24 protein-coding genes are annotated in these 24,730 nt (G+C 74.0%); 21 read left to right on the top strand and 3 right to left on the bottom strand.

The window, feature by feature from the left end:
• Nucleotides 1-85: 85 nt before the first annotated feature.
• Nucleotides 86-934, top strand: a complete 849-nt coding sequence (locus DNL40_RS16605) for an excalibur calcium-binding domain-containing protein (RefSeq protein WP_146252071.1) — start codon at nt 86-88, stop codon at nt 932-934.
• Nucleotides 935-983: 49 nt separating this feature from the next.
• On the opposite strand, the gene DNL40_RS10295 is transcribed toward DNL40_RS16605, so the two are convergent.
• Together DNL40_RS10295 and DNL40_RS10300 are read right to left on the bottom strand one after the other, a co-directional pair.
• Nucleotides 984-1,796: a glycerophosphodiester phosphodiesterase family protein gene (locus DNL40_RS10295; RefSeq protein WP_111251176.1), complete on the bottom strand. Its 813-nt coding sequence runs from the start codon at nt 1,794-1,796 to the stop codon at nt 984-986.
• Complete coding sequence (locus DNL40_RS10300) at nt 1,793-2,902, bottom strand: alpha/beta hydrolase (RefSeq protein ID WP_179951034.1); 1,110 nt, start codon at nt 2,900-2,902, stop codon at nt 1,793-1,795. Before DNL40_RS10300 ends, DNL40_RS10295 begins: the two co-directional genes overlap by 4 nt.
• 49 nt (nt 2,903-2,951) lie before the next feature.
• Between DNL40_RS10300 and DNL40_RS10305 the strand changes: the two genes are divergently transcribed.
• Nucleotides 2,952-4,280, top strand: a complete 1,329-nt coding sequence (locus tag DNL40_RS10305; protein WP_245885833.1) for an alpha-hydroxy-acid oxidizing protein — start codon at nt 2,952-2,954, stop codon at nt 4,278-4,280.
• Nucleotides 4,281-4,346: 66 nt separating this feature from the next.
• Here the strand turns inward: DNL40_RS10305 and DNL40_RS10310 are convergent, their stop codons facing one another.
• The gene (locus DNL40_RS10310; protein ID WP_245885834.1) at nt 4,347-5,822 is read right to left on the bottom strand and encodes an MFS transporter; all 1,476 of its coding nucleotides are present in this window, start codon (nt 5,820-5,822) and stop codon (nt 4,347-4,349) included.
• Between the two features lie 107 nt (nt 5,823-5,929).
• Between DNL40_RS10310 and DNL40_RS10315 the strand changes: the two genes are divergently transcribed.
• The 19 genes from DNL40_RS10315 to DNL40_RS10405 all read left to right on the top strand — a co-directional run bounded on the left by DNL40_RS10315 (nt 5,930) and on the right by DNL40_RS10405 (nt 24,718).
• A complete protein-coding gene (locus DNL40_RS10315; protein ID WP_111251178.1) occupies nt 5,930-6,388 on the top strand; it encodes a type II 3-dehydroquinate dehydratase in 459 nt (152 codons plus the stop codon).
• Nucleotides 6,389-6,448: 60 nt separating this feature from the next.
• On the top strand, nt 6,449-7,111 hold the full coding sequence (locus DNL40_RS10320; protein WP_111251179.1) for a SatD family protein: 663 nt from the start codon (nt 6,449-6,451) through the stop codon (nt 7,109-7,111).
• Nucleotides 7,108-7,491: a hypothetical protein gene (locus DNL40_RS10325; protein ID WP_245885835.1), complete on the top strand. Its 384-nt coding sequence runs from the start codon at nt 7,108-7,110 to the stop codon at nt 7,489-7,491. Before DNL40_RS10320 ends, DNL40_RS10325 begins: the two co-directional genes overlap by 4 nt.
• Nucleotides 7,492-7,572: 81 nt before the next feature.
• Nucleotides 7,573-8,136 (top strand): elongation factor P, encoded by a 564-nt coding sequence (gene efp / locus DNL40_RS10330; RefSeq protein ID WP_111251180.1) that lies wholly within the window; start codon nt 7,573-7,575, stop codon nt 8,134-8,136.
• A gap of 1 nt (nt 8,137) precedes the next feature.
• Nucleotides 8,138-8,554: a transcription antitermination factor NusB gene (gene nusB / locus DNL40_RS10335; RefSeq protein ID WP_111251181.1), complete on the top strand. Its 417-nt coding sequence runs from the start codon at nt 8,138-8,140 to the stop codon at nt 8,552-8,554.
• Nucleotides 8,555-8,774: 220 nt separating this feature from the next.
• A complete protein-coding gene (gene pyrR, locus DNL40_RS10340) occupies nt 8,775-9,356 on the top strand; it encodes a bifunctional pyr operon transcriptional regulator/uracil phosphoribosyltransferase PyrR (protein WP_111251182.1) in 582 nt (193 codons plus the stop codon).
• The gene (locus DNL40_RS10345; protein WP_111251183.1) at nt 9,353-10,357 is read left to right on the top strand and encodes an aspartate carbamoyltransferase catalytic subunit; all 1,005 of its coding nucleotides are present in this window, start codon (nt 9,353-9,355) and stop codon (nt 10,355-10,357) included. Before pyrR ends, DNL40_RS10345 begins: the two co-directional genes overlap by 4 nt.
• Nucleotides 10,354-11,694 (top strand): dihydroorotase, encoded by a 1,341-nt coding sequence (locus DNL40_RS10350; protein WP_111251184.1) that lies wholly within the window; start codon nt 10,354-10,356, stop codon nt 11,692-11,694. The genes DNL40_RS10345 and DNL40_RS10350 overlap by 4 nt, the downstream gene beginning before the upstream one ends.
• Nucleotides 11,691-12,290 (top strand): PH-like domain-containing protein, encoded by a 600-nt coding sequence (locus DNL40_RS10355; RefSeq protein WP_111251185.1) that lies wholly within the window; start codon nt 11,691-11,693, stop codon nt 12,288-12,290. Before DNL40_RS10350 ends, DNL40_RS10355 begins: the two co-directional genes overlap by 4 nt.
• Nucleotides 12,287-13,552: a glutamine-hydrolyzing carbamoyl-phosphate synthase small subunit gene (gene carA, locus DNL40_RS10360; RefSeq protein ID WP_111251186.1), complete on the top strand. Its 1,266-nt coding sequence runs from the start codon at nt 12,287-12,289 to the stop codon at nt 13,550-13,552. Before DNL40_RS10355 ends, carA begins: the two co-directional genes overlap by 4 nt.
• Entirely contained in the window at nt 13,552-16,893 is a 3,342-nt protein-coding gene (carB, locus tag DNL40_RS10365; RefSeq protein WP_111251187.1) for a carbamoyl-phosphate synthase large subunit, read from the top strand. Before carA ends, carB begins: the two co-directional genes overlap by 1 nt.
• A complete protein-coding gene (gene pyrF, locus DNL40_RS10370) occupies nt 16,886-17,755 on the top strand; it encodes an orotidine-5'-phosphate decarboxylase (protein ID WP_111251247.1) in 870 nt (289 codons plus the stop codon). Before carB ends, pyrF begins: the two co-directional genes overlap by 8 nt.
• A 202-nt stretch (nt 17,756-17,957) precedes the next feature.
• Nucleotides 17,958-18,269, top strand: a complete 312-nt coding sequence (mihF, locus tag DNL40_RS10375) for an integration host factor, actinobacterial type (RefSeq protein ID WP_111251188.1) — start codon at nt 17,958-17,960, stop codon at nt 18,267-18,269.
• Entirely contained in the window at nt 18,262-18,957 is a 696-nt protein-coding gene (gene gmk / locus DNL40_RS10380; RefSeq protein ID WP_425450773.1) for a guanylate kinase, read from the top strand. Before mihF ends, gmk begins: the two co-directional genes overlap by 8 nt.
• Before the next feature lie 44 nt (nt 18,958-19,001).
• Complete coding sequence (rpoZ, locus tag DNL40_RS10385; protein ID WP_111251189.1) at nt 19,002-19,298, top strand: DNA-directed RNA polymerase subunit omega; 297 nt, start codon at nt 19,002-19,004, stop codon at nt 19,296-19,298.
• Nucleotides 19,299-19,341: 43 nt separating this feature from the next.
• Nucleotides 19,342-20,553, top strand: coding sequence for a bifunctional phosphopantothenoylcysteine decarboxylase/phosphopantothenate--cysteine ligase CoaBC (gene coaBC, locus DNL40_RS10390; RefSeq protein ID WP_111251190.1), 1,212 nt, complete (start codon nt 19,342-19,344; stop codon nt 20,551-20,553).
• Between the two features lie 98 nt (nt 20,554-20,651).
• Nucleotides 20,652-21,845, top strand: a complete 1,194-nt coding sequence (gene metK, locus DNL40_RS10395) for a methionine adenosyltransferase (protein WP_111251191.1) — start codon at nt 20,652-20,654, stop codon at nt 21,843-21,845.
• A 51-nt stretch (nt 21,846-21,896) separates the two neighbouring features.
• Entirely contained in the window at nt 21,897-24,101 is a 2,205-nt protein-coding gene (locus DNL40_RS10400) for a primosomal protein N' (protein WP_111251192.1), read from the top strand.
• A complete protein-coding gene (locus tag DNL40_RS10405) occupies nt 24,098-24,718 on the top strand; it encodes an HAD family hydrolase (RefSeq protein ID WP_111251193.1) in 621 nt (206 codons plus the stop codon). The genes DNL40_RS10400 and DNL40_RS10405 overlap by 4 nt, the downstream gene beginning before the upstream one ends.
• Nucleotides 24,719-24,730: the final 12 nt, after the last annotated feature.

Raw genomic sequence — 24,730 nt, forward strand, 5'->3', positions numbered from 1 at the left:
GCGAGAGCTGTGCGCGTGCTGAGGTGATGGGCGACATCACCCATCGTCGGCGGCCGCCGCCGGCAATACCTCGTAGGGACGTGCGATGACGCGTGTGCTCAATGTTCCGCCCGGGTGGCCGAAACCCCCGGAGGGCTGGGAGCCGGGGCCTGGCTGGGAGCCGGACCCGTCGTGGCCGGAGCCTCCGGAGGGCTGGGAGCTGTGGGTCGAGGCCGACGACGACGTGATCGTGGGCCCTGCCGCTGAGCCGGGGTCGGAGCCGCGGGCGCGTCGTCCTGGGCGTGCGCTGCGGTGGGCGGTGGCGGCCGTCGCGGCAGCTGCCGTCTTCGGAGCGGGTGCCGCCACGGGCGTCGCCGCGGCAGACGACGGCGTCCAGCAGCAGGCCGCCGCGGTGCAGGAGGACCGTTCGGCCCTGGAGGTCGAGCGGGCCGAGCTCGCCGAGGAGCGGGCGCGGCTGGAGGCAGCGAGCGCCGAGCTGACCGAGCGCGAGGCGGCCGTGGTGGCGGCCGAGGCCGATCTGAAGAGTCGTGACGAGCGGCTGCGGACGTCGGAGGCTGCCGCGGCGCAGCGCGAGAGCGACCTGGCGGGTGTGCAGGCGTCGCTCGATGCGCGGCAGTCGGAGCTCGACGGGCGTCAGGCGGAGCTGGACTCCCGGACCGCGGAGGTGGCGGCGCGCGAGGCCGCGGTGCGGCAGGCGTCCGCCTCGGGCGGCAGCCGTTCCTCGGGCTCGGGCGGTTCGTCCGACGCGGCCCCGGCGCCCGCACCTGCTCCGGCTCCTGCGCCGGCAGCGGAGCCGGCTCCGCCGTCGAGCGGGAACGTCTTCTACCAGAACTGCGCTGCGGCGCGGGCGGCGGGAGCCGCACCGGTGCTGCGCGGGGAGCCGGGGTACCGCCCGGCGCTGGACCGTGACGGGGACGGGATCGGCTGCGAGTAGGGGGGGAGCGTTCGGGGTCACCGGCAAGGGCTGGTGGCCCCGAGCGTCGTCAGGCCCACCGGCTGCGCTGCTGGAGCACCTGACGCAGGAGGTCGGCGCGGTCGGTGACGATGCCGTCGACCCCGAGGTCGACGAGCCGGACCATCTCGGCCTCGTCGTTGACCGTCCACACGTGGACGTGACGCCCGGCCCGGTGGGCGGCGGCGACGGTGCGGGCGTCGACGACGGTGAGCCGTAGGGGCCCCACCTGCTCGGCGACCGGTACCTGCAGCGCGTCGACGTGGCGCAGCGCTGCGCGGGCGAGCGGGTCGGTGCGCAGGCGCGCTCCGGCGAGGAACCCGACCACCTCGGTACGCCCGGCGCTGGTGGCCACGGGCACCGAGAGGCGGGCCAGGGTGGCGCGCCGTCGTGCGACGGAGAACGACGTCACGCAGACCCGGTCGTGCGCGCCGGTGCGTTCGATGGCGCGGGCGGTGGGCTCGATGCCCGAGTCGGCCTTGACGTCGATGTTGACCCGCAGGGCCGGCCAGGTGCCGAGCACGTCTTCGAGGGCGGGCACGGGCTCGACGCCGCCGATCCTGGCACGGCGCACCACGTCCCAGGGGAGCTCGGCGACGAGGCCGCGGGCGTCGGTGGTGCGGTCGAGGGCGGCGTCGTGCAGGGCGACGGCGACGCCGTCGGCGGTGCCGTGCGAGTCGGTCTCCACGTAGCGGAACCCGAGGTCGACCGCGGCCTGGAACGCCGCCAGGGAGTTCTCGAGGCCGGAGTCGACGCCGCCTGGGCGGGCGAACCCACGGTGTGCGAGGGCGGCGACGCCGCGCCGGCCGTCGGGCAGCGTGGTGTCGAAGTAGGGGTGCGTCACCGGGCCTCCTCGGTGTCGCCGTGCGGCGCGGGGGCGGGCAGCGTGGTGCCGAGCCACCGCTCGACGGTCTCCAGGTACTCGGCGCGGGGACCGTCGGCGGACAGCGCCAGGTCGTGCACCCCGCCGTCGATGCGCACCACGGTGACGTCCCGGCCCAGACGGGGGGCCACGGCGGCGATCTGCTCGACGTCGAGCACGGTGTCGGTCGAGTCCAGGAGCGGGTTGTCGGGTGCGTCGGGGCTGGAGGTGGCCGACAGCGCCACCAGCACAGGGCACGCGATCGCGAGGCCGCGGGCGACCCGGGCGTGGGCGCGCCGCACCGCTCGCATCCATCCGACCCGCACGGGCAGCCCCTCGGGCCGCTTGAGGGTGGTGTCGAACTCCCAGCGCCCGCCGTTGGCGGCGAGCTGCCCGGTGGCGTACCACGAGGGTCCCTCCGTCATGAGCGCCAGCGGCCGCAGGGGGCCCATCGTGTCGAGCAGGCGGGTGCCGATGCCCCGCTCGAACGAGGTGCCGGGCAGGTCGAGGAACGGCGAGTTCAGCACCAGTGCGTCCGGCCCGGCCACGGGTCCGGTGGCGTGCCGGTGCGCGTGCGCCCACAGCGCTGTGGTGAGCCCGCCGGTGGAGTGCGCGTGCACCACCAGCGGCAGGTCCGGGTGCAGGGTCCGCAGCGTGCGTGCGGCCCGTGCGACGTCGGTGGCCTGCTCACGCATGTCCGTGACGTAGTGCGGCACCTGGTCCGGCCGCAGCGACCGGCCGGCCCCGCGCAGGTCGACGGCGTAGAACAGGTAGCCCGCGTCGGCGAACGCGTGCGCCAGGTGGGCCTGGAAGAAATAATCATTGTAGCCGTGGACGTGCAGCACGGCCCCGCGCACCCGGACGTCCCGGCTGCCGGGCTCAGCACCGGTGCCCGTGCCGACGGCGGCAGCCTGGCCCCGGCCGGGAGCCAGGCGCACCAGCGTGGCGTCCCCCAGCCGCGCCTGCTCGAACCCTGCGCCCAGGAGGGTGTCCGGCTCCCACCGCAGGGTGCCTGCCCCGGACCCGGGCACCGTGGTGCGAGGTGATCCCAGCGCGGACGCGTCGGTGACGCTCAGCGTGTCGGCCATGCCCGGATCGTATGCCGCTGTGCCAGGGCTGGTGTGGCACGATCGGCGCGTGACGGACCTCACCTCCACCGTGACCAACGTCGGCCGCGCCGTGCAGAGCGCCGTCTACCGCGCCGGGGTGTACGGGCACCGGCCCGTCGTCCCCGTCACCCCGGCCCGCCTGGAAGAGGCGGCACGCCGCCGCATGAGCACCCAGGGGTGGGCGTACGTCGCCGGCGGGGCCGGCACAGAGCGCACCCTGGCAGCCAACGCCGAGGCCTTTGCCCGGCACCGCGTCGTGCCGCGGCAGATGGTCGACGTCGGCCGGCGCTCGCTGACGACGACCTTGCTGGGTCGCGAGCTGCCCGCACCGCTCCTGCTGGCTCCCGTGGGGGCGCTGGAGCTCGCCGTCCGGGGCGGCCCGGGCAGGGCCGAGCCGCCCGTCGCGGCGGCGGCCCGCGACCTCGGCGTGCCCATGATCATCTCGTCGCAGGCCTCGACCCCCATGGAGGAGACCGCCCGCGACCTCGGGCACAGCCCGCGCTGGTTCCAGCTCTACTGGTCCTCCGACGACTCCGTCGTCGCCTCGTTCGTCGAACGGGCCGAGGCCGCCGGCGCCGAGGCGATCGTCGTCACCCTGGACACCCACGTGCTCGGCTGGCGCACCCGCGACCTCGACCTGGGCTACCTGCCGTTCGCCCGCGGGGTCGGCATCGCCCAGTACACCTCCGACCCGGCGTTCCGCCGCCTGGTCGAGGCCAGGGCTGCCGGCCCGGCCAGCACCGTCGACGACGTGCCGGACCAGCGCCCCACGCTCGCGGCCGTCCGCTCCCTGCTGAGCATGCGCCGCCGCGGCGCCACCCGCGGTGACGTCGAGACCTTCCTCGACGTCTTCTCCCGCTCCACTCTCACCTGGGACGACCTCGCGTGGCTGCGAGGGCGCACGGACCTGCCGATCCTCGTCAAGGGTGTCCAGCACCCCGACGACGCCCGCCGCGCCCTGGACGCCGGCGCCGACGGCCTCGTCGTGTCCAACCACGGCGGACGCCAGATCGACAACGCCGTCGCGTCCCTCGACGTCCTGCCCGACGTCGTCGCCGCCGCGCGGGCCGCCGCCCCGCAGGCGCCCGTCCTGTTCGACTCGGGAGTCCGCACCGGCGCCGACGCCTTCGTCGCGCTCGCCCTCGGCGCGGACGCCGTCCTCCTCGGCCGCCCCTGGGTCTACGGCCTCGCGCTGGCGGGCGCCGACGGCGTGCGCGCCGTCGTGCAGCACGTGATGGCCGAGCTCGACATCACCATGGCGCTCGCGGGCGTGGCCACGGTGAGCGAGATCGGGCCCCAGCACCTGGCCTCGCACGGCCCCTGCGGGGACCGGTCGACGGCGCAGGGCGGGCGCTGACCGGAGCGCAGAAGGCGCAGGGGCCCCACGCCGTCACCGGCGTGAGGCCCCTGCGCGCATGGTGGCTCAGGCGGCCAGGTCGCGACGGCCGTCCACGCCGCTGCCGGCGGGGAACCGCACCAGCAGGAGCAGCACGAGCCCGACGGCGATGACGAGCAGGATGCCGAGGATCCCCCAGTACGCCGCGCCGAGGGCCACGACGAACACGGAGTAGGCGGCCTGGGCGAGGAAGCTCGCCGCGCGCCCCGTCGTGGCGTACAGGCCGAACGCCTCCGTCTCGTGCCCCGGCGCGGCCAGGCGGGCCAGCAGGCCGCGGGAGGCGGACTGCGCCGGGCCGACGAACGCCGACAGCGCGAGGCCGAAGATCCAGAACACCGTCTGCCCGCGGTCGTGCAGGAAGAACACCGCCAGCCCGGCCACGAGCAGGCCTACCAGGGCGGCGATGACGACGCGGCGCGGGCCGATGCGGTCGTCGAGCCAGCCGCCCGCGATGGTCGACAGGCCGGCGACCACGTTGGCGGCGATGGCGAACACGATCACCTCGGAGCTGGTGAACCCGAACACGGCCACGGCGAGGATGCCGCCGAACGTGAAGACCCCGGCGAGGCCGTCGCGGTAGACGGCGCTGGCCACCAGGTACCACAGGGTGGAGCGCTGGGTGCGCCACAGGTAGGCGACGTCGGCGAAGAGCTTGCGGTACGCCCCCAGGAAGCTCACGCCACCGCCGGTCTTGGCGGGGGCGTCCGGCACCATCAGCAGCACGGGCAGCGCGAACAGGCCGAACCACAGCGCCGAGACCAGCACCGAGACGCGGATGTTCATCCCGTCCTCGCCGGTCACGCCGAACCAGCCCACCTCCGGGTCGATGAACCCGACGAACAGCACGAGCAGCAGCACGATGCCGCCCACGTAGCCTGCGCCCCAGCCGATGCCCGAGACGCGGCCTATGGTGCGCGGGGTCGAGATCTGCAGCAGCAGCGCGTTGTAGGCCACCGACGCCAGCTCGAAGAACACGTTCCCCACGGCGAGCAGCACCGCCCCGAGGATCACGGCGTCCGCGAGGGACCCGGGGACGGGCTGCACCCAGAACATCGCGACCATGGCCGCGACCACGCCGGCGGTGTTCGCCGCGAGCCACGGCTTGCGCCGGCCCCGGGAGTCGGCGAGCGCCCCCAGCGCGGGCGCCAGCAGCGCGATCACCAGGCCCGCGGCCGCGAGCGCCCAGCCGATCCAGGCGGTGTTGCGTGCCACGACGTCGGCCTCGATCTCGCCCGCCTCGACGAACGCGGAGGAGGAGAGCCACGTGGTGAAGACGAACGTGGTGACGACGGCGTTGAAGGCGGCGGAGCCCCAGTCCCACGCCGACCACGCCAGGACGTGCCGGCCGGGGCCGCCCAGGCGTCCGGCCGCGGGGGCGGTGGCCGGGGGAGGCCCGGCGGCCGCCGCGCTGAGGGCGGCGTTGAGCGCCGGCTCGGGCGTGGGCGTCGCGGGCAGGGTCGGCTGGGGCGACGACTGGTCGTCCGGCGGCATCGTGGCAGGCACGTGGGCACTCTAGGCACGAACGTGCCGTACCAGAAGGACGAAGGCTGAACTCCCGGTGAACCCTCGGTTCCCGGCCGGGGCTCCCCGTGGCGGATAGGCTCCCCGCCATGACCGGCACCGCCCCACGCGTCCTCGTCCTCAACGGGCCCAACCTCGCCCGGCTCGGTGTGCGGGAGCCGGAGATCTACGGCCACGCGGACCTCGACGACCTGAACGCGGCGGTGAGCCGGTGGGGGAGCGAGCTGGGGCTGGCCGTGGAGGCTCGGCAGACCGACGACGAGTCGCAGCTCGTGGGCTGGTTGCACGAGGCCGTGGACACCCGCAGCCACGTGGTGCTCAACCCTGCGGCGTTCACCCACTACAGCTACGCCCTGCGGGACGCGGCCGCCCAGGTCCCCACCTCGGGGCTCCTTCTCGTCGAGGTGCACCTGTCCAACCCGCACACGCGAGAGTCCTTCCGCCACTACTCGGTGGTCTCGGGGATCGCCACGGGGACTGTCGCGGGGTTCGGGTTCGACTCCTACCGGCTCGCGCTGACCGCCGTGGCCGCAAGGCTCCACCCCTGACTGGCGTACATCAAGCCTCAAGACTTGATATCCCTCAAACAAGGCTCTAGCCTTGAATCCATGATCGTCCTCACCGTCGACCAGCGCGACAGCACAGGACGCGGCGACCACGTGCCCCACCTCCTGCCACGCCTCCACCGGCGCACCAGCGACCACCCCGGCCTCGCCACCCCCTTCGACCGCACCGTCGGCGACGAGGTCCAAGGCGTCCTCCACGCCACCCCTGACGGCGCGGCGCTCGCGGTCGGCCTCGTGCTCGAGCTGCTGCGCGACGGCGGCTGGTCGGTCGGCGTGGGAGCCGGCGCCGTGGTGGAGCCGCTCCCGCCCGTCTCTCGCGACGCCTCCGGCCCCGCGTTCGTGCACGCCCGCGAGGCCGTCGAGCGGGCCAAGGGGCGCGGCGGGGTGCCGGTCGCCGTCGAGGCCGACGACGCCGCCCGCGCGGACGAGGTCGAGGCCCTCCTGCGCCTGCTGGGTGCCGTGGTGGTGCGGCGGTCCGACGCCGGGTGGGAGGCGGTCGATACCCTCGCCGCGGCAGGCACGCGCAAGGCCGTGGCCAGCACGCTCGGCGTCAGCGAGCAGGCGGTCAGCCAGCGGCTGCGCACGGCGCTGTGGGCCGAGGAGGAGGCCGTGCGACCCGTGGTCGCCCGGCTGCTGCACGAGCTGGCGCAGCCCGGACCCGCCCGGGGTCCGGCCGCCGGGGACGAGGGAGCGGAGGACGCGTGAACGGTGGGGTGGTGGCCCTCGCGGTGCTCGTGTGGGTGGTGACGCTGACGGTCAGCGTCGGTGGCGGCACGCTCGTGGTGCCCTGGGTGCTGCGCCGCACCGAGAAGGAGCCCGAGGTGCGTGCGGAGGCGGCCCGGGTGCTGGCGGGCGGCACGTGGATCGGCCTGCTCGAGCGGGCCGGGGTGGCGATGGCCCTGCTGGCGGGCTACCCGGAGGGCATCGCGCTCGCGGTGGCGGTCAAGGGCCTCGGGCGCCTGCACGAGCTGCGCGACCACCCCCACGCGGGAGAGCGGTTCGTCGTGGGCACGCTGGCCTCCCTGATCTGGGCGGGCGCCGTCGGGCTGGCCGGACGCGCCGTGCTGCTCCTCGTGCTTCCCTGAGCCGCTAGACTTGCACGGGCTCTTTGCGGCCCCGCAGCTTTCTGTACTGCAGCTCTCTCGTCGCCGAACACAGGGAAGAACGTGGCTACCTCCAACGACATCAAGAACGGCACCGTGCTCCGCATCGACGGTCAGCTCTGGACGATCATCGAGTTCCAGCACGTCAAGCCGGGCAAGGGTGGCGCGTTCGTCCGCACCAAGATGAAGAACGTCCTGTCGGGCAAGGTCGTCGACAAGACCTTCAACGCGGGCATCAAGGTCGAGACGGCCAACGTCGACCGCCGTGACTTCCAGTACCTGTACATGGACGGCGCGGACTACGTGTTCATGGACAACGACACGTACGACCAGATCACCATCCCGGCTGCGACCGTGGGCGACGCCAAGGACTACCTGCTCGAGGGCATGAACGTCATGGTGGCCTCCAACGACGGCCAGCCGCTCTACATCGAGCTGCCCGCCTCCGTGGTGCTCGAGATCACCTACACGGAGCCGGGCCTGCAGGGCGACCGCTCCACGGGTGGCACCAAGCCCGCCACGCTCGAGACCGGCGCCCAGATCCAGGTGCCGCTGTTCCTCGAGCAGGGCACCAAGGTCAAGGTCGACACGCGCGACGGCTCCTACCTGGGCCGTGTGAACGACTGACGTGGGTGCACGCACCAAGGCGCGCAAGCGCGCCGTCGACATCCTCTTCGAGTCCGAGCAGCGCGGGATCGACCCGCTGACGCTGCTGCGGGAGCGGATCGAGAAGCCTCAGACGGAGGCTGCCGTGCCGCAGTACTCGGCCGACCTCGTGGAGGGCGTCACCGCGGAGCGCGAGCGCATCGACGAGCTGCTGGAGACCTACTCGCACGGGTGGACGCTCGAGCGCATGCCGGCCGTGGACCGTGCGCTGCTGCGCGTGGGCGCCTGGGAGATCCTCTTCAACGACGAGGTCCCGGACGCGGTGGCGATCGACGAGGCGGTGGACCTGGCCGCGGACCTGTCGACGGACGACTCGCCGTCGTTCGTCAACGGACTGCTGGGCCGGATCGTCGAGGTCAAGCCGACGCTGCTGGCGTGAGAGAGCGCTGACGGGGGCCTCCCAGGTGTCTGGGAGGCCCCCGTCGTGCTGTCCGCGGGTGCCGCACGCGGGGTGAGGGGCCCGGGCTGCACGGCCGCCGGTGTGACCCACGCCGCGCCCGCATGGTGGCCGCTCGTCCGGGGCACGCGCGGTGCCGGGTTACGCTGAGCGCCGTAAGACACCCTTTAACACCGTCCTGTGAGGCGGAGAAGGAGGTCCCGTGAGCTCTGGCGTGCCCAGCCTCACCACCGTCCTCGGTGCCGAGGAGATCCAGCGGGCTCTGACCCGCATCGCCCACGAGGTGGTCGAGCGCTCCAAGGGAGCCGCCGACGTCGTCCTCCTGGGCATCCCCACCCGCGGCGTCACGCTGGCCCACCGGCTCGCCGAGCGGCTGGCGGCCATCGACCCGGCGTTCGACCCTGCCGTCGCGCTGGGTGACCTCGACGTCACCATGTACCGCGACGACCTGCGCCGGAACCCGACGCGTGCCGTCGGCCCGACGACGCTGCCGCCGGCCGGTATCGACGACAAGATCGTCGTGCTGGTGGACGACGTCCTGTACTCCGGCCGCACCATCCGTGCCGCGCTCGACGCGATCAGCGACCTGGGCCGCCCCCGCGCGGTGCGCCTGGCCTGCCTGGTGGACCGCGGCCACCGCGAGCTGCCGATCCGCCCCGACTTCGTGGGCAAGAACCTGCCCACCTCCACCGAGGAGCGGGTGAGCGTGCGCCTGCACGAGGTGGACGGGCAGGACGCCGTCGTCATCGCGGGCCGCGGCGCGGACGAGGGGAGCGCCCGGTGAAGCACCTGCTGTCGACCCAGGACCTCAGCAAGGACGAGGCGGTGACGGTCCTCGACACCGCCGCCCAGATGGCTGCCACGCAGTCGCGGGAGATCAAGAAGCTGCCCACCCTGCGGGGCCGCACGGTCGTCAACCTGTTCTTCGAGGACTCGACGCGCACCAGGATCTCGTTCGAGACGGCGGCCAAGCGCCTGAGCGCAGACGTCATCAACTTCTCCGCCAAGGGCTCCAGCGTGTCCAAGGGCGAGTCCCTCAAGGACACGGCGCTCACCCTGCACGCCATGGGTGCGGACGCCGTCGTCGTGCGGCACTGGGCGTCCGGTGCGCCCCACCAGCTCGCGTACTCGGGCTGGCTGGGCGGCGGGGACGACCACGTGGCGGTGCTCAACGCGGGCGACGGCACGCACCAGCACCCCACGCAGGCGCTGCTCGACGCGTTCACGATGCGCCGCCACCTCGTGGGACGCGTCGGCGGCGCGCCCGACGACGGCGTCGGCTCCGATCTCGCGGGCGTCAAGGTCGCGATCGTGGGCGACGTGCTGCACTCGCGGGTCGCGCGCTCGAACGTGCACCTGCTGCGGACGCTGGGCGCCGACGTGGAGCTCGTGGCCCCGCCCACGCTCCTGCCGGTCGGCGTCGAGACGTGGCCGTGCACCACGTCCTACGACCTGGACGAGACGCTCGCGCGCCGCCAGCCGGACGCCGTCATGATGCTGCGGGTGCAGCGTGAGCGGATGTCCGGGGGGGCGGGGGCGTTCTTCCCGAGCCCGCTGGAGTACACGCGCCGCTACGGGCTCGACGCCCGCCGGCTGGCGATGCTCCCGTCCCACTCGATCGTCATGCACCCCGGGCCGATGAACCGCGGCCTGGAGATCTCTGCCGAGGCCGCCGACTCGCCCGGTTCCGTCATCGTGGAGCAGGTCGCGAACGGCGTCGCCGTGCGCATGGCCGCCCTGTACCTGCTGCTGGCCGGGACCTCGGCCGAGGGGAGCGTTCAGTGACACCCACCGCTACGACCGGGGCCTGGGTGCTGCGGTCCGTCCGTCCGCTGGGCGGCGAGCCCGCCGACGTCGTGCTCGCCGACGGCGTGGTCCGGCAGGTCGCCGCACCCGGGACGGCGAGCGTGCCGGACGGCGCCGCCGTCGTCGAGGGCGAGGGGCACGTGCTGCTGCCCGGCCTCGTGGACCTGCACACGCACCTGCGAGAGCCGGGGCGCGAGGACGCCGAGACGGTCCTGTCGGGCACGCGTGCCGCGGCAGCCGGCGGCTTCACCGCGGTGCACGCCATGGCCAACACGTCACCGGTGGCCGACACCGCCGGCGTCGTCGAGCAGGTCTGGCGCCTGGGGCAGGAGGCCGGCTGGGTCGACGTCCACCCCGTGGGCGCCGTCACCGTCGGTCTCGACGGCGAACGGCTGGCGGAGCTCGGCGCGATGGCCGACTCCAAGGCCCGCGTGCGCGTCTTCTCCGACGACGGCAGGTGCGTCCACGACCCGATCCTCATGCGCCGCGCGCTGGAGTACGTCAAGGCGTTCGACGGCGTGGTGGCCCAGCACGCGCAGGAGCCGCGGCTGACCGAGGGCGCCCAGATGAACGAGGGCGTGGTCTCCGCGGAGATCGGCCTGGCCGGGTGGCCTGCCGTCGCCGAGGAGGCGATCATCGCCCGCGACGTGCTGCTGGCCGAGCACGTGGGCTCGCGGCTGCACGTGTGCCACCTCTCGACGGCCGGGTCGGTGGAGATCGTGCGTTGGGCCAAGGCCCGGGGGATCGACGTCACGGCCGAGGTCACCCCGCACCACCTGGTGCTGACCGACGAGCTCGCCCGCGGCTACGACCCGGTGTTCAAGGTGAACCCGCCGCTGCGGACGGCCAAGGACGTCGAGGCCGTCCGCGAGGGCCTGGCCGACGGCACCATCGACATCGTGGCCACCGACCACGCCCCGCACACCCGCGAGGACAAGGACTGCGAGTGGGGCGCCGCGGCCTTCGGGATGACCGGTCTGGAGACCGCGCTGAGCGTCGTCCAGCAGACGATGGTCGACACCGGCCGCATGACGTGGGCCGACGTCGCGCGCGTGATGTCGACGAACCCCGCCCGCATCGGCCGGATCGACGGCGCCCACGGGCGTCCCGTCGAGGAGGGCGAGCCCGCCAACCTCGTGCTGGTCGACCCGACCGCGTCACGGACGGTCGACGGCGCCGCCCAGGTCACCGCCTCGTCCAACACCCCCTTCCAGGGCACGCAGCTGCCGGGCCGCGTCGTGGCCACGTTCCTGCGCGGGCGTGCCACCGTCCTCGACGGCGTGCCCGTCGACCCCACCTCGGAGGTGGTCGCATGAACCTCCCCATGCCTGTCGCCGTCGGGATCTGGGTGCTGCTCGGCATCCTGCTCCTGCTCGTCATCCTCACCGGTCGACGACGGCTCGCCCGGCGCACCGGACGCCTCGTGCCCGCGCCTCCCGCGGCGCCGTCCGACCTGGGCGCCCTGCGCCTCGGCCCGCTCGAGGCCACCTACGTCTCCACGACGCTGGCCGGCGACTGGCTGGCCCGCGTCGGGGCTCACGGCCTGGGCGACCGTGCCTCGGCCACGGTGAGCGTCCACGACGCGGGCGTGCTCGTCCAGCGCGCCGGCGCCGACAACCTCTTCCTGCCGGCCACCGCCCTGCGCGACGCCGGCCTGGCCCCCGGCATGGCGGGCAAGTACGTCGGGGCGGACGGCCTGGTCGTCCTCACCTGGCTCGCCCCCTCGGACGGCCACGTGCGCGCCGTGGACCTCGACACCGGCCTGCGCACCCGATACCCCGCCGACCGCTCGCGCCTCGTCGACGCGGTCCGCCACCTGATCGCCCCGACCTGGCCCGACGAGCTGGAGGCCGGCGAGCATCCCGCCGAGCCCGACGCCCCCGCCGACGTGCCCACCAAGGAGAACCCGTGACCGGAACCCAGCCAGCACCGGCGGTCCTCGTCCTCGAGGACGGCACCGCCGCCCGCGGCCGCGCCTACGGCGCCCGCGGGACCACCCTCGGCGAGATCGTCTTCTCGACCGGCATGACCGGGTACCAGGAGACGCTGACCGACCCCTCGTACCACCGCCAGATCGTCGTCATGACGGCCCCGCACATCGGCAACACGGGCGTCAACGACGAGGACCCGGAGTCGGGCAAGATCTGGGTCTCCGGCTGGGTGGTGCGCGACCCCGCACGCCGCGTGTCCTCCTGGCGGTCCTCGCGCACCCTCGACGAGGAGCTCGCGGCCCAGGGCGTCGTGGGTATCAGCGACGTCGACACCCGGTTCCTCACCCGGCACCTGCGCGAGCTCGGCGTGATGCGCGCCGGCATCTTCTCCGGCGACGACCTGCTGGACGCCTCGGGCCGCGAGCTGCCGGTGGCCGACCTGGTCGAGCGGGTGCGCCAGGCCCCGCTGATGGCCGGCGCCGACCTCGCCCGCGAGGTGTCGACGACCACGGCGTACACGGTGGAGCCGCAGGGCGAGTGGGCCGGCAAGGAGCCCGTGGCCACCGTCGTGGCCGTGGACCTCGGCATCAAGGCCATGACGCCCGCCCGTCTCGCCGAGCGCGGGGTGCGGGTGCACGTGCTGCCCCAGTCCTCGACGTTCGAGGACGTGGTGGCCGCGCTGCCGGCCGAGGGGGCGGTCGGCGTGTTCTTCTCGAACGGCCCGGGCGACCCCGCCGCGGCGACCCACGAGGTGGAGCTGCTGCGCCGCGTGCTGGACGCCGGCATCCCCTTCTTCGGCATCTGCTTCGGCAACCAGCTCCTGGGCCGGGCCCTGGGGTACGGCACCTACAAGCTGGGCTACGGCCACCGCGGCATCAACCAGCCCGTGCTCGACCGCACCACCGGCAAGGTGGAGGTCACGGCGCACAACCACGGGTTCGCCGTCGACGCCCCGGTGGATGCGGTCAGCACCGCGCCCTACGACGCCGAGCGCACCGACGACGTGCGCTACGGCCGCGTGGTCGTGGCGCACGTGGGCCTCAACGACCAGGTGGTCGAGGGCCTGACGTGCCTCGACATCCCGGCGTTCTCCGTCCAGTACCACCCGGAGGCCGCGGCCGGTCCGCACGACTCGGCCTACCTGTTCGACCGTTTCGTCGAGCTCATGAGCACGCGCACGCCCGTGAGGGTCCCGGCCGGTGCCTTCACCGAGCCGGCCGTCACGGCCTCGAAGGAGAACTGATGCCCCGCCGTACCGACATCCGCTCCGTCCTCGTCATCGGCTCGGGCCCCATCGTCATCGGGCAGGCCGCCGAGTTCGACTACTCGGGCACGCAGGCCTGCCGGGTGCTGAAGGAGGAGGGCCTGCGGGTCGTCCTCGTCAACTCCAACCCGGCGACGATCATGACGGACCCGGAGTTCGCCGACGCCACCTACGTCGAGCCGATCACCACCGAGGTGCTGACGAGCATCATCGCCAAGGAGCGCCCCGACGCGCTGCTGCCCACCCTGGGTGGTCAGACGGCGCTCAACGCGGCCATCGCGCTGGACGAGGCGGGCGTGCTGGAGAAGTACGACGTCGAGCTGATCGGCGCCAACATCCCTGCCATCCAGAAGGGTGAGGACCGCCAGCGCTTCAAGGACGTCGTCGAGAAGTGCGGCGGCGAGTCCGCCCGCTCCGTCATCGTGCACACGGTCGAGGAGGCCGTCGCCGCCGCCGAGGACCTGGGCTACCCGATGGTGGTGCGCCCGTCGTTCACGATGGGCGGCCTGGGCTCGGGCTTCGCCTACGACGAGACGGACCTGCGCCGCATCGTGGGCCAGGGCCTGCACTACTCCCCGACCACCGAGGTGCTCCTGGAGGAGTCGATCCTCGGCTGGAAGGAGTACGAGCTCGAGCTGATGCGCGACAAGAACGACAACGTCGTGGTCGTCTGCTCGATCGAGAACGTCGACCCGGTCGGCGTGCACACCGGCGACTCGGTCACCGTGGCGCCGGCCATGACGCTCACGGACCGCGAGTACCAGAAGCTGCGCGACATCGGCATCGCGGTGATCCGTGAGGTCGGCGTGGACACCGGCGGCTGCAACATCCAGTTCGCCGTCAACCCGGACACGGGGCGGATCATCGTGATCGAGATGAACCCGCGCGTCTCGCGCTCGTCGGCGCTGGCCTCCAAGGCCACGGGCTTCCCGATCGCGAAGATCGCGGCCAAGCTCGCCGTCGGCTACACGCTGGACGAGATCCCGAACGACATCACGCAGGTCACTCCGGCGAGCTTCGAGCCCACCCTCGACTACGTCGTGGTCAAGGTGCCGCGCTTCGCGTTCGAGAAGTTCCCGGCGGCGGACGACACGCTGACCACCACCATGAAGTCGGTGGGCGAGGCGATGGCGCTAGGCCGCAACTTCACCGAGGCGCTCGGCAAGGCCCTGCGGAGCATCGACAAGGCGGGCGTGCAGTTCCACTGGGACGGCCAGCCCGTCGCCGGGGCCGAGCTCGACGAGCTGCTCGAGACGATCCGGCGCCCCACCGAGAAGCGCATGGTGGGCGTCCAGCAGGCCCTGCGGGCCGGAGCCACGATCGAGCAGGTCTTCGAGGCGACCGGCATCGACCCGTGGTTCCTCGACCAGATCCAGCTCATGAACGAGGTGGCCGCCGAGGTCGCGGACGCCGGCACGCTGACCGAGGACGTGCTGCGCCGCGCGAAGCGCCACGGCCTGTCGGACGCGCAGGTCGCGCGGCTGCGCGGCATGGGTCCCACGGGTGAGCAGAGCGTGCGCGAGATCCGTCATGCGCTGGGCATCCGGCCGGTCTTCAAGACTGTCGACACGTGCGCGGCGGAGTTCGCGGCGAAGACCCCGTACCACTACTCGTCCTACGACAGCGAGACGGAGGTGGCCCCGCGCGAGCGCGAGGCGGTCATCATCCTGGGCTCGGGTCCCAACCGCATCGGCCAGGGCATCGAGTTCGACTACTCGTGCGTGCACGCCACGCTCACGCTGGCCGAGAAGTACGAGACCGTGATGGTCAACTGCAACCCGGAGACCGTCTCGACCGACTACGACACCTCCGACCGCCTCTACTTCGAGCCGCTGACGTTCGAGGACGTGCTCGAGGTCTACCAGGCCGAGCTGGCCGCGGGCCCGGTCAAGGGCATCATCGTCCAGCTCGGCGGGCAGACGCCGCTGTCGCTGGCCAAGCGCCTCCAGGAGGCGGGTCTGCCCGTGCTGGGCACCAGCCCGGACGCGATCGACGCTGCCGAGGACCGCGGCCTGTTCGGCGAGGTCCTCGTCGAGGCGGGCCTGCCCGCCCCGGCGTTCGGCACGGCCCGCAGCCTGGGGCAGGCCGTCGACGTCGCCGACCGCATCGGCTACCCGGTGCTCGTGCGCCCGTCGTACGTGCTCGGCGGCCGCGGGATGGAGATCGTCTACGACCGGGAGCAGCTGACCACGTACGTGGAGCGGGCGCTGGCGGACGCCGCCGCATCGAGCGGCAGCACCACGCTGGCCGCGCCGCTGCTCATCGACCGGTTCCTCGACGACGCGATCGAGATCGACGTCGACGCCCTGTACGACGGGCAGGACCTGTTCCTGGGCGGCGTCATGGAGCACATCGAGGAGGCCGGCATCCACTCCGGCGACTCGGCCTGCGTGCTGCCGCCCGTGTCGCTGAGCGAGGCGGAGATCGAGCGCATCCGCCGCTCGACCGAGGCCATCGCGCGGGGCGTGGGGGTCCGTGGCCTGCTCAACGTCCAGTACGCGCTGGTCTCCGATGTGCTGTACGTGCTGGAGGCCAACCCGCGCGCCTCGCGGACGGTGCCGTTCGTCTCCAAGGCGACGGGCGTGTCCCTGGCCAAGGCGGCCGCCCGCGTCATGGTGGGCGAGTCGATCGCGGACCTGCGGGCCGAGGGCGTGCTGCCCGAGCACGACGGCGGCACCATCGACCTGGGTGCGCCGCTCGCGGTCAAGGAGGCGGTGCTGCCGTTCAAGCGCTTCCGCACCGCCGACGGCCACGTGGTGGACACGGTGCTGGGTCCGGAGATGCGGTCCACGGGCGAGGTCATGGGCTTCGACGCCGACTTCCCGCGGGCCTTCGCCAAGTCGCAGGCGGCGGCGTTCGGCGGCCTGCCCACCTCGGGTCGCGTGTTCGTCTCGGTGGCGGACCGCGACAAGCGCTCGGTCGTCTTCCCGGTCAAGCGCCTGGCCGACCTCGGCTTCGAGATCCTGGCGACGGCGGGCACCGCTCAGGTGTTCGTGCGCAACGGCATCCCTGCGACGGTGGTGCGCAAGTTCTCCCAGGGTCGTGGCGCAGACGGCGAGCCCACGATCGTCGACCTGATCACCGACGGTGAGGTGGACCTCGTGGTCAACTCGCCGTCGGGGCAGGGCGCGCGTGCCGACGGCTACGAGATCCGGGCGGCGACGACCGCGGCCGACAAGCCGATCGTCACCACCGTGGACCAGCTCGCTGCGGCGGTGCAGGGCATCGAGGCGATCCTGGCGGGCCCGTTCACGGTGGCGAGCCTCCAGGAGCACACGGAGGCCACGCGTGCCCGGCTCGAGGCGGCGGCCCGTGCCTGAGGCGCAGGCGGCCGGCGTCGTCCCGTTCGGGGCGCGCCTGGCCGCCGCGACGGACGACCTCGGTCCGCTGTGCGTCGGCATCGACCCCCATGCGCAGCTCCTGGCGGCGTGGGGGCTGGCGGACGACGCCGCGGGCGTGCGCGAGTTCTCGCTGCGGGTCGTGGACGCGCTCGGGGGGCGAGTGGCGGCGCTCAAGCCCCAGGCCGCGTTCTACGAGCGTCACGGGGCGGCGGGCGTCGCCGCGCTGGAGGAGACGATCGCCGCCGCCAGGGCCGCGGGCACTCTCACCGTCGTGGACGCCAAGCGGGGCGACATCGGCTCCACCATGGGCGCCTACGCGGACGCGTTCCTCGGGGACGGCTCGCCGCTCGCCGGTGACGCCGTGACCGTCTCGCCCTACCTGGGCTTCGGCTCGCTGGCGCCGGCGGCCGAGCTGGCGGCGCGCACCGGGCGCGGCCTGTTCGTGCTGTGCCTGACCTCCAACCCGGAGGGTCCGCAGGTGCAGCACGCGACGACGGCAGGCGGCGTCAGCGTGGCGGCGTCGGTGGCCGCCCAGGCGGCCGCCCTCAACGCCGGCGCTGACCCGATGGGTTCGGTCGGTCTGGTGGTCGGGGCGACGATCGGGGACGCGGCGCGTGCGACGGGCACCGACCTCGCCGCCGTCAACGGGCCCCTCCTGGCGCCCGGGGTGGGCGCCCAGGGTGCCGGCGCGGCCGAGCTCGCCGCCGTGTTCGGCGTGGCTCGGCGGCAGGTGCTGGCGTCGTCCTCCCGCGGCGTCCTGCAGGCCGGTCCCGATGTCGACGGCCTGCGTGCGGCGGCGGCGAGCGCGGCCCGGGAGGCGTCGGCGGCTCTGCGGGACTGACGCCTCCGGCGCCGCAGGGTGGGCCTGCAGGGGATACGCCCGGGATGCCCGTTTGGTCGTGCCTGGCGCCGCTCGTGCCTCGGGGCGAGCGGCGCCACGCCGGTCACCACCGATTGCCGCTCGTGCAGGTCACGGTTAGTTTCGACGGAGCAGTTGACGTAGCAGTACCCACCCCATCGGCTCGACTGAGTAGGTGACTTGCGTGGCCCTTCCTCCCCTTACCCCTGAGCAGCGTGCGGCGGCCCTCGAGAAGGCTGCCGAGGCGCGCCGTGCGCGCGCGGAGATCAAGAACCGGCTGAAGTACTCCCAGGGCTCGCTCAAGGACGTGATCGAGCAGGGGCAGACCGACGACGTCGTCGGCAAGCTCAAGGTCGTCTCGCTCCTCGAGTCGCTCCCGGGTGTCGGTAAAGTGAAGGCCCGGGCGATCATGGAGGAGATCGGGATCGCCGAGACCCGTCGCGTCCGAGGTCTGGGACCTCACCAGACCGCGGCGCTCATCGAGAGGTTTGGCTGACATTTCTGCGACACCCGCCGGCGCGCCGGCACCCGAGGACCACCGTTCGCCGGCGCCCGACGTCGACGCGCCGCCTGCCCGCCTGACGGTCCTGGCCGGACCGACGGCGGTGGGCAAGGGGACGGTCTCGGCCGACGTGCGCCGACGCTACCCGCAGGTGTGGCTGTCCGTGTCGGCCACGACGCGGCCGCCGCGGCCCGGCGAGGTCCACGGGGTGCACTACCTGTTCGTCAGCCCGGAGGAGTTCGACCGGATGGTCGCCGAGGGGCAGATGCTCGAGTGGGCCGTGGTGCACGGGCGGCACCGGTACGGCACGCCGCGCGGGCCGGTGGAGGAGCGCCTGGCCGCAGGGGTGCCGACGCTGCTCGAGATCGACCTCCAGGGTGCCCGTCAGGTCCGCGACTCGATGCCCGAGGCGCGGTTCGTGTTCCTGGCGCCCCCGAGCTTCGACGAGCTGGTGCGCCGCCTGGTCGGGCGGGGCACCGAGGACGCCGAGGAGCGCGAGCGGCGGCTGGCCACGGCGCGGGTCGAGCTCGCTGCCGAGCAGGAGTTCGACGTGACGATCGTCAACGACGACGTGCACCGGGCGGCCGACGCGCTGGTGGGCGTCATGGGGATCCCGGTGACGGGTGCGGTAGCCGGCGGCGTGGCCGGACCGGTGGGAGGGACCGCACAGGTCGGCGGGTAGACTGTCCCCCAGTCCCTGTCCCGCTTCCTTCTGGAGTGTGAACCATGGCCGGAACCGTGGCCCAGCCCATCGGCATCACCGACCCGCCCATCGACGAGCTGCTCGAGAAGACGGACTCGAAGTACGGCCTGGTCCTGTACGCCGCCCAGCGCGCGCGCCAGATCAACGCCTACTACTCGCAGCTCAACGAGGGTCTGCTGGAGAACGTGGGTCCGCTCGTGGACGCCCGTTCGCAGGAGAAGCCGCTGTCGATCGCGATGCGCGAGATCAACGAGGGTCTGCTGACCTCCACCGCGGTGGAGCAGCCCGAGGGCAGCCGCCCGATCCCCGCCGGCTTCTGATCCCGGCAACGCCGGTCAGCGTCACGAGGAGCTCGGGGTCCGCATGAGGATCGTCCTGGGCGTCAGCGGGGGCATCGCCGCGTACAAGGCGGTGCTCCTGCTGCGTCTCTTCCGCGAGGCGGGCCACGCGGTCCGCGTGGTCCCCACGCACGCGGCGCTGCGCTTCGTCGGCGCCCCGACGTGGGAGGCGCTGTCCGGGGAGCCCGTGACGGCGGAGGTCTTCGAGGACGTCGAGCACGTCCCGCACGTCGCGCTGGGCCAGGGAGCCGACCTCGTGGTCGTCGCGCCGGCGACGGCCGACCTGCTGGCCCGCGCGGCGAGCGGGCGGGCGGACGACCTGCTGACGTCCACCTTGCTGACCGCTCGCTGCCCGGTGGTCATGGCGCCCGCGATGCACACGGAGATGTGGGAGCACGCGGCGACGCAGGCCAACGTGGCGACCCTGCGCGAGCGGGGCGTGCACGTGATCGAGCCGGCGTCAGGGCGTCTGACGGGCAAGGACACCGGTGCCGGGCGCCTGCCCGAGCCGGAGGAGATCGCGCGGCAGGCGCTGGCCGTGCTCGCGGAGCGCACCGCTCCTCGTGACCTGGCGGGGCGCCACGTGGTGGTGTCCGCCGGGGGCACGCGAGAGCCCATCGACCCGGTCCGGTGGATCGGGAACCGTTCCACGGGCCGCCAGGGGGTCGCCCTGGCGGAGGCCGCCCGGGTGCGGGGGGCGCGCGTGACGCTCGTGGGGGCCAACCTCGAGGTCCCGGGCGCGGAGCGTGCCGCGGACACGTTGGTGCGTGTGGAGACGACCGCGCAGCTGCGGGACGCCGTGCGTGCCGCGGCGGCGGACGCCGACGCCGTGGTGATGGCGGCGGCGGTGGCGGACTTCCGGCCCGCAGGGACCCACGAGTCCAAGATCAAGAAGGTTCCCGGGCAGGGTCCGGCGCCTCTGGAGCTGGTGGAGAACCCGGACGTGCTGGCCGGTCTGGTGCGTGATCGGGTGCGCGCCGACCAGGTGGTGGTCGGGTTCGCGGCCGAGACCGGCGACGCTGCGGGGAGCGTGCTGGAGCACGGGCGTCGCAAGGCGCGCCGCAAGGGGGCTGACCTGCTGGCCGTCAACGCGGTGGGTGCGGGCAAGGGGTTCGGCACCGAAGACAACGAGGTGTGGGTGCTGGACGCGGCGGGGGAGCAGACGGCTCACGCCGTCGGCTCGAAGCGCGAGGTGGCGGATGCGATCTGGGACGCCGTCGTCAAGATCCTGCGCTGAGCCCCGCGTCTCGTGTGGCGGGACGCGTCTCGGAGCGTGAGCGGCTCGCGCGTGGTGCGGTGTGACGGTGCCGCTGCGCGCGCCGTAGGGTGTGCCGCATGACCGATGCCCTGCGCCTGTTCACGTCCGAGTCGGTGACCGAGGGGCACCCTGACAAGGTGTGCGACCAGATCTCCGACGCCGTCCTGGACGCTCTCCTCGAGCAGGACCCGACCTCGCGCGTGGCGGTCGAGACGATGGTGACCACGGGTCTGGTGCACGTGGCCGGCGAGGTCACCACGAACGCCTACGTCGAGATCCCGCAGATCGTGCGCGACGTCGTGCGCCGCATCGGCTACACGTCGTCGGCGATGGGGTTCGACGGCGACTCGTGCGGGGTGTCGGTGTCGATCGGTCAGCAGTCTCCCGACATCGCCCAGGGGGTCGACAAGTCGCAGGAGCAGCGTGACGACGCCGCGGACTCCGACCCGCTCGACGCGCAGGGCGCCGGCGACCAGGGCCTGATGTTCGGTTACGCCTCCGACGAGACGCCGCAGCTGATGCCGCTGCCGATCTGGCTGGCGCACCGGTTGGCCGAGCGGCTGGCGCAGGTGCGGCGCTCGGGCGAGGTGCCGGGCCTGCGCCCGGACGGCAAGACGCAGGTGACGATCGGCTACGACGGTGACCGGGCGGTGCGCCTGGACGCCGTGGTGGTCTCCACCCAGCACGACCCGGACGTGACGCAGGACAAGCTCGCGCGCGCGGTGGCCGAGAGCGTCGTGGCGCCGGTGCTGGAGACCGTGGAGCTGGACACCGGCGGTCACAGCCTCTACGTGAACCCGACGGGCAAGTTCGTCGTGGGTGGCCCGCAGGGCGACGCGGGGCTGACGGGGCGCAAGATCATCGTGGACACCTACGGCGGCATGGCCCGCCACGGTGGTGGCGCGTTCTCGGGCAAGGACCCGTCGAAGGTGGACCGCTCGGCGGCGTACGCGATGCGGTGGGTGGCCAAGAACGTGGTCGCGGCGGGCCTGGCGCGCCGTTGCGAGGTGCAGGTGGCGTACGCGATCGGCCGGGCGCACCCGGTGGGCCTGTACGTGGAGACGTTCGGCACGGAGACCGTCCCGGTCGAGCGCATCACCGCGGCGATCCGCGAGGTGTTCGACCTTCGTCCCGCGGCGATCATCCGCGACCTGGACCTGCTGCGCCCCATCTACTCCCAGACCGCCGCCTACGGGCACTTCGGGCGTGAGCTGCCGGACCTGACCTGGGAGCGCACCGACCGCGTCGACGCCCTGCGTGCCGCGGTCTGACCTGGCCCCTGTGCCCGGCGTCCGGCGAGGCCGTGGGCGGGGCATGGTGGGATGGCGTCCGTGACCGACCCGACGAGCGACACCGGCACGCCGGTCGACGAGCCCCAGCAGGACGCCCTGCTGGGGCTCGAGGACGTCGCGGGGCCGGCCGCGAGCCGGTCGCGGGGGCGGCGCCGGGCGCCGCTGGGTGCCCAGGAGATCGCCGAGGAGCTGCCGGTGGCCCGCGTGCTGCTGGACCTGCAGCCGCCGCACCTGGACCGTGAGTACGACTACCTGGTGCCGGCCGCGTGGTCGCAGGGTGTGGTGCCCGGGGCGCGGGTGCGGGCCCGGTTCGGTCCGCAGGAGGTCGACGGGTTCGTGGTGGCGCGGGCGGCGACCTCCGAGCACGAGGGGCGCCTGGTGCCGCTGCGCCGCCTCGTCTCCCCGGAGCCCGTGCTGACACCGTCGGTGCTGCGCCTGGTGCGCGCGGTGGCCGAGCGCTGGGCGGGGACGGTGCCGGACGTGCTGCGCCTGGCGGTGCCGCCGCGTCATGCCCGCACGGAGAAGGAGGGCGGCGCGGCACCGGACCTGGACGCCGTGCTGCCGGCCCTGCCGGACCTGGCTTCCGCGCCGCCCTCGTGGGCGGGCCTGTGGGCCCCGTACAGGGGCGGAGAGGCGTTCCTGGCCCACACGGCCGGGGGAGGAGCCCCGAAGGCCGTGTGGACGCCTCTGCCCGGTCTTGCTCCCGCTGCCGAGGACGGCGGGGTCCCCACGGTGCCGCACTGGGCCGCGGCGGTCGCGACGGCGGCGCGCGCCGCTGTCGCCGCCGGCAGGGGCGTGCTGGCGGTGGTCCCCGACGCGCGGGACGTGGGAGTGCTCGCCGGTGCGCTGGAGGTGGCCGGGGTGCCGGGCGTGGTGCGGCTGCTGGCCGAGGACGGTGCCGCCCCCCGCTACCGCGCGTTCCTCGCCGCGGCCCGGGGCCAGGCCCGGGTGGTGGTGGGCACGCGCGCGGCGATGTTCGCCCCGGTCGCCGACCTGGGCCTGGTGGTGCTCTGGGGCGACGGGGAGGACACCCTCGCGGAGCCGCACGCCCCCTACCCGCACGCCCGCGACGTGCTGGCGCTGCGCAGCGACCTGGAGGGTGCCGCGTGCCTCGTCGGGTCACCGGGACGCACCGTCCAGGCCCAGGCGATGCTCGCGGGGTGGGCGCACGAGGTGGCGGCCCCCCGTGAGGTGGTCCGTGCACGGGCCCCGCGGGTGCGGGCCCTGACGTCGGTGGAGCTGGCTCACGAGGGTGCCGGTGCGGCCGCACGGATCCCGACGGCGGCGTGGCGGACCGCCCGGCAGGCGCTGGAGCAGGGGCCGGTGCTCGTGCAGGTCCCGCGCACCGGCTACCTGCCGGTGGTGGCGTGCGTGCGGTGCCGCACCCCCGCGCGGTGCGACGCCTGCCACGGACCGCTGGGCCTGGCCGGGACCTCCTCGACGCCGCAGTGCCGCTGGTGCGGTCGCCTGGCGGGCGGGTGGCGCTGCGGGGAGTGCGGCAGCACCGCCCTGCGCGCCGTGCGGGTGGGGTCGGAGCGCACCGCCGAGGAGCTGGGCCGAGCGTTCCCGGGCGTGCCCGTGCGGCTGTCCGCCTCGACCGCCCCCGGCGGCGTGCTCGACCGCGTGCCTGCCCGCCCCGCCGTCGTGGTCGCCACCCCCGGGGCCGAGCCGGTCGCCGACGGCGGGTACGTCGCGGCCCTGCTGCTCGACGCCGCCGTGGCCACCGCCTCCCTCGACCTGGCCACCGGCACCCGAGCCCTGCACCGGTGGCTCGCCGCCGCCCACCTGGTGCGGCCCGCGAGCGCGGGCGGCCAGGTGCTGCTCGTCGGCGACGCGGCCCCCGCACCGACCGGCGCGCTCGTGCGGTTCGACCCGGCAGGCTTCGCCGACCGTGAGCTGGCCGAGCGCGCCGAGCTGGCCCTGCCCCCGGCGGTGCGTGTCGCGGCCGTCACGGGAGACCGGGCCGCGGTGGCCGCGCTCGTGGCCCGCGTGCCGCTCGCCACCCCGGAGACGACGCTCGGGCCCGTGGAGACCGACGTGGACGGCCCCGGAACGAGCCCAGGTCCCGGCGACGGCAGCCTGTTCGACGCCGCCCCCGTGCGCCTGGTGGTGCGGGTGCCCGCCCACGACGGCCTCGAGCTGGCCCGCCAGCTGCGCGCCTCCCTGTCCGTGCGGTCGGCGCGGCGCGAGCCCGGCACCGTCCGCGTCCGGCTCGACCCCGAGGAGATGCTGTGAACCATCCCGCCGTCGACACCGTCGTGTACGACTTCGGCAACGTCCTGGTGCGCTGGGACCCCCGCGGCGCCTACAGCGGCCTCGACCCTGCCGAGGTCGACCGGTTCTTCGCCGAGTTCGACTTCATGGCGTTCAACCTCCGCCAGGACGCCGGGCGCCCCTTCGCCGAGGGCCGTGCGGAGGTCGCCCGGACCCACCCTCGCTGGGCGCCCCTGGTCGACACCTACCTCGAGAGGTACGCCGACACCCTCGGCGGCCCCGTCCCCGGCTCCGCCGACCTCGTCACCGAGCTCAAGCAGCACGGCCTGCGCCTGTACGGACTGACCAACTGGTGGGCCGAGACCTTCCACCATGCCGCGCACGCAGCCCCCGCCGTCGACCTCATGGACGGCGTCGTCGTCTCCGGGCGCGTCGGCCTGGCCAAGCCCGATCCCGCGATCTTCGAACACCTGTGCGAGAGGTTCGACGTCGACCCCGCCCGCGCCGTCTTCGTCGACGACAGCCCCGTCAACGTCCAGGCCGCCGCCGCCCTCGGCTTCCACGCCCTGCACTTCACCACCACCGACACCCTCCGCCAGGACCTGCGCGCCCTCGGCCTGCCCGTCACCACCCGCTGACCTGCCCGTCAC

Source organism: Xylanimonas oleitrophica, assembly GCF_003244315.1.
In the GTDB taxonomy this organism is placed as follows: domain Bacteria; phylum Actinomycetota; class Actinomycetes; order Actinomycetales; family Cellulomonadaceae; genus Xylanimonas_A; species Xylanimonas_A oleitrophica.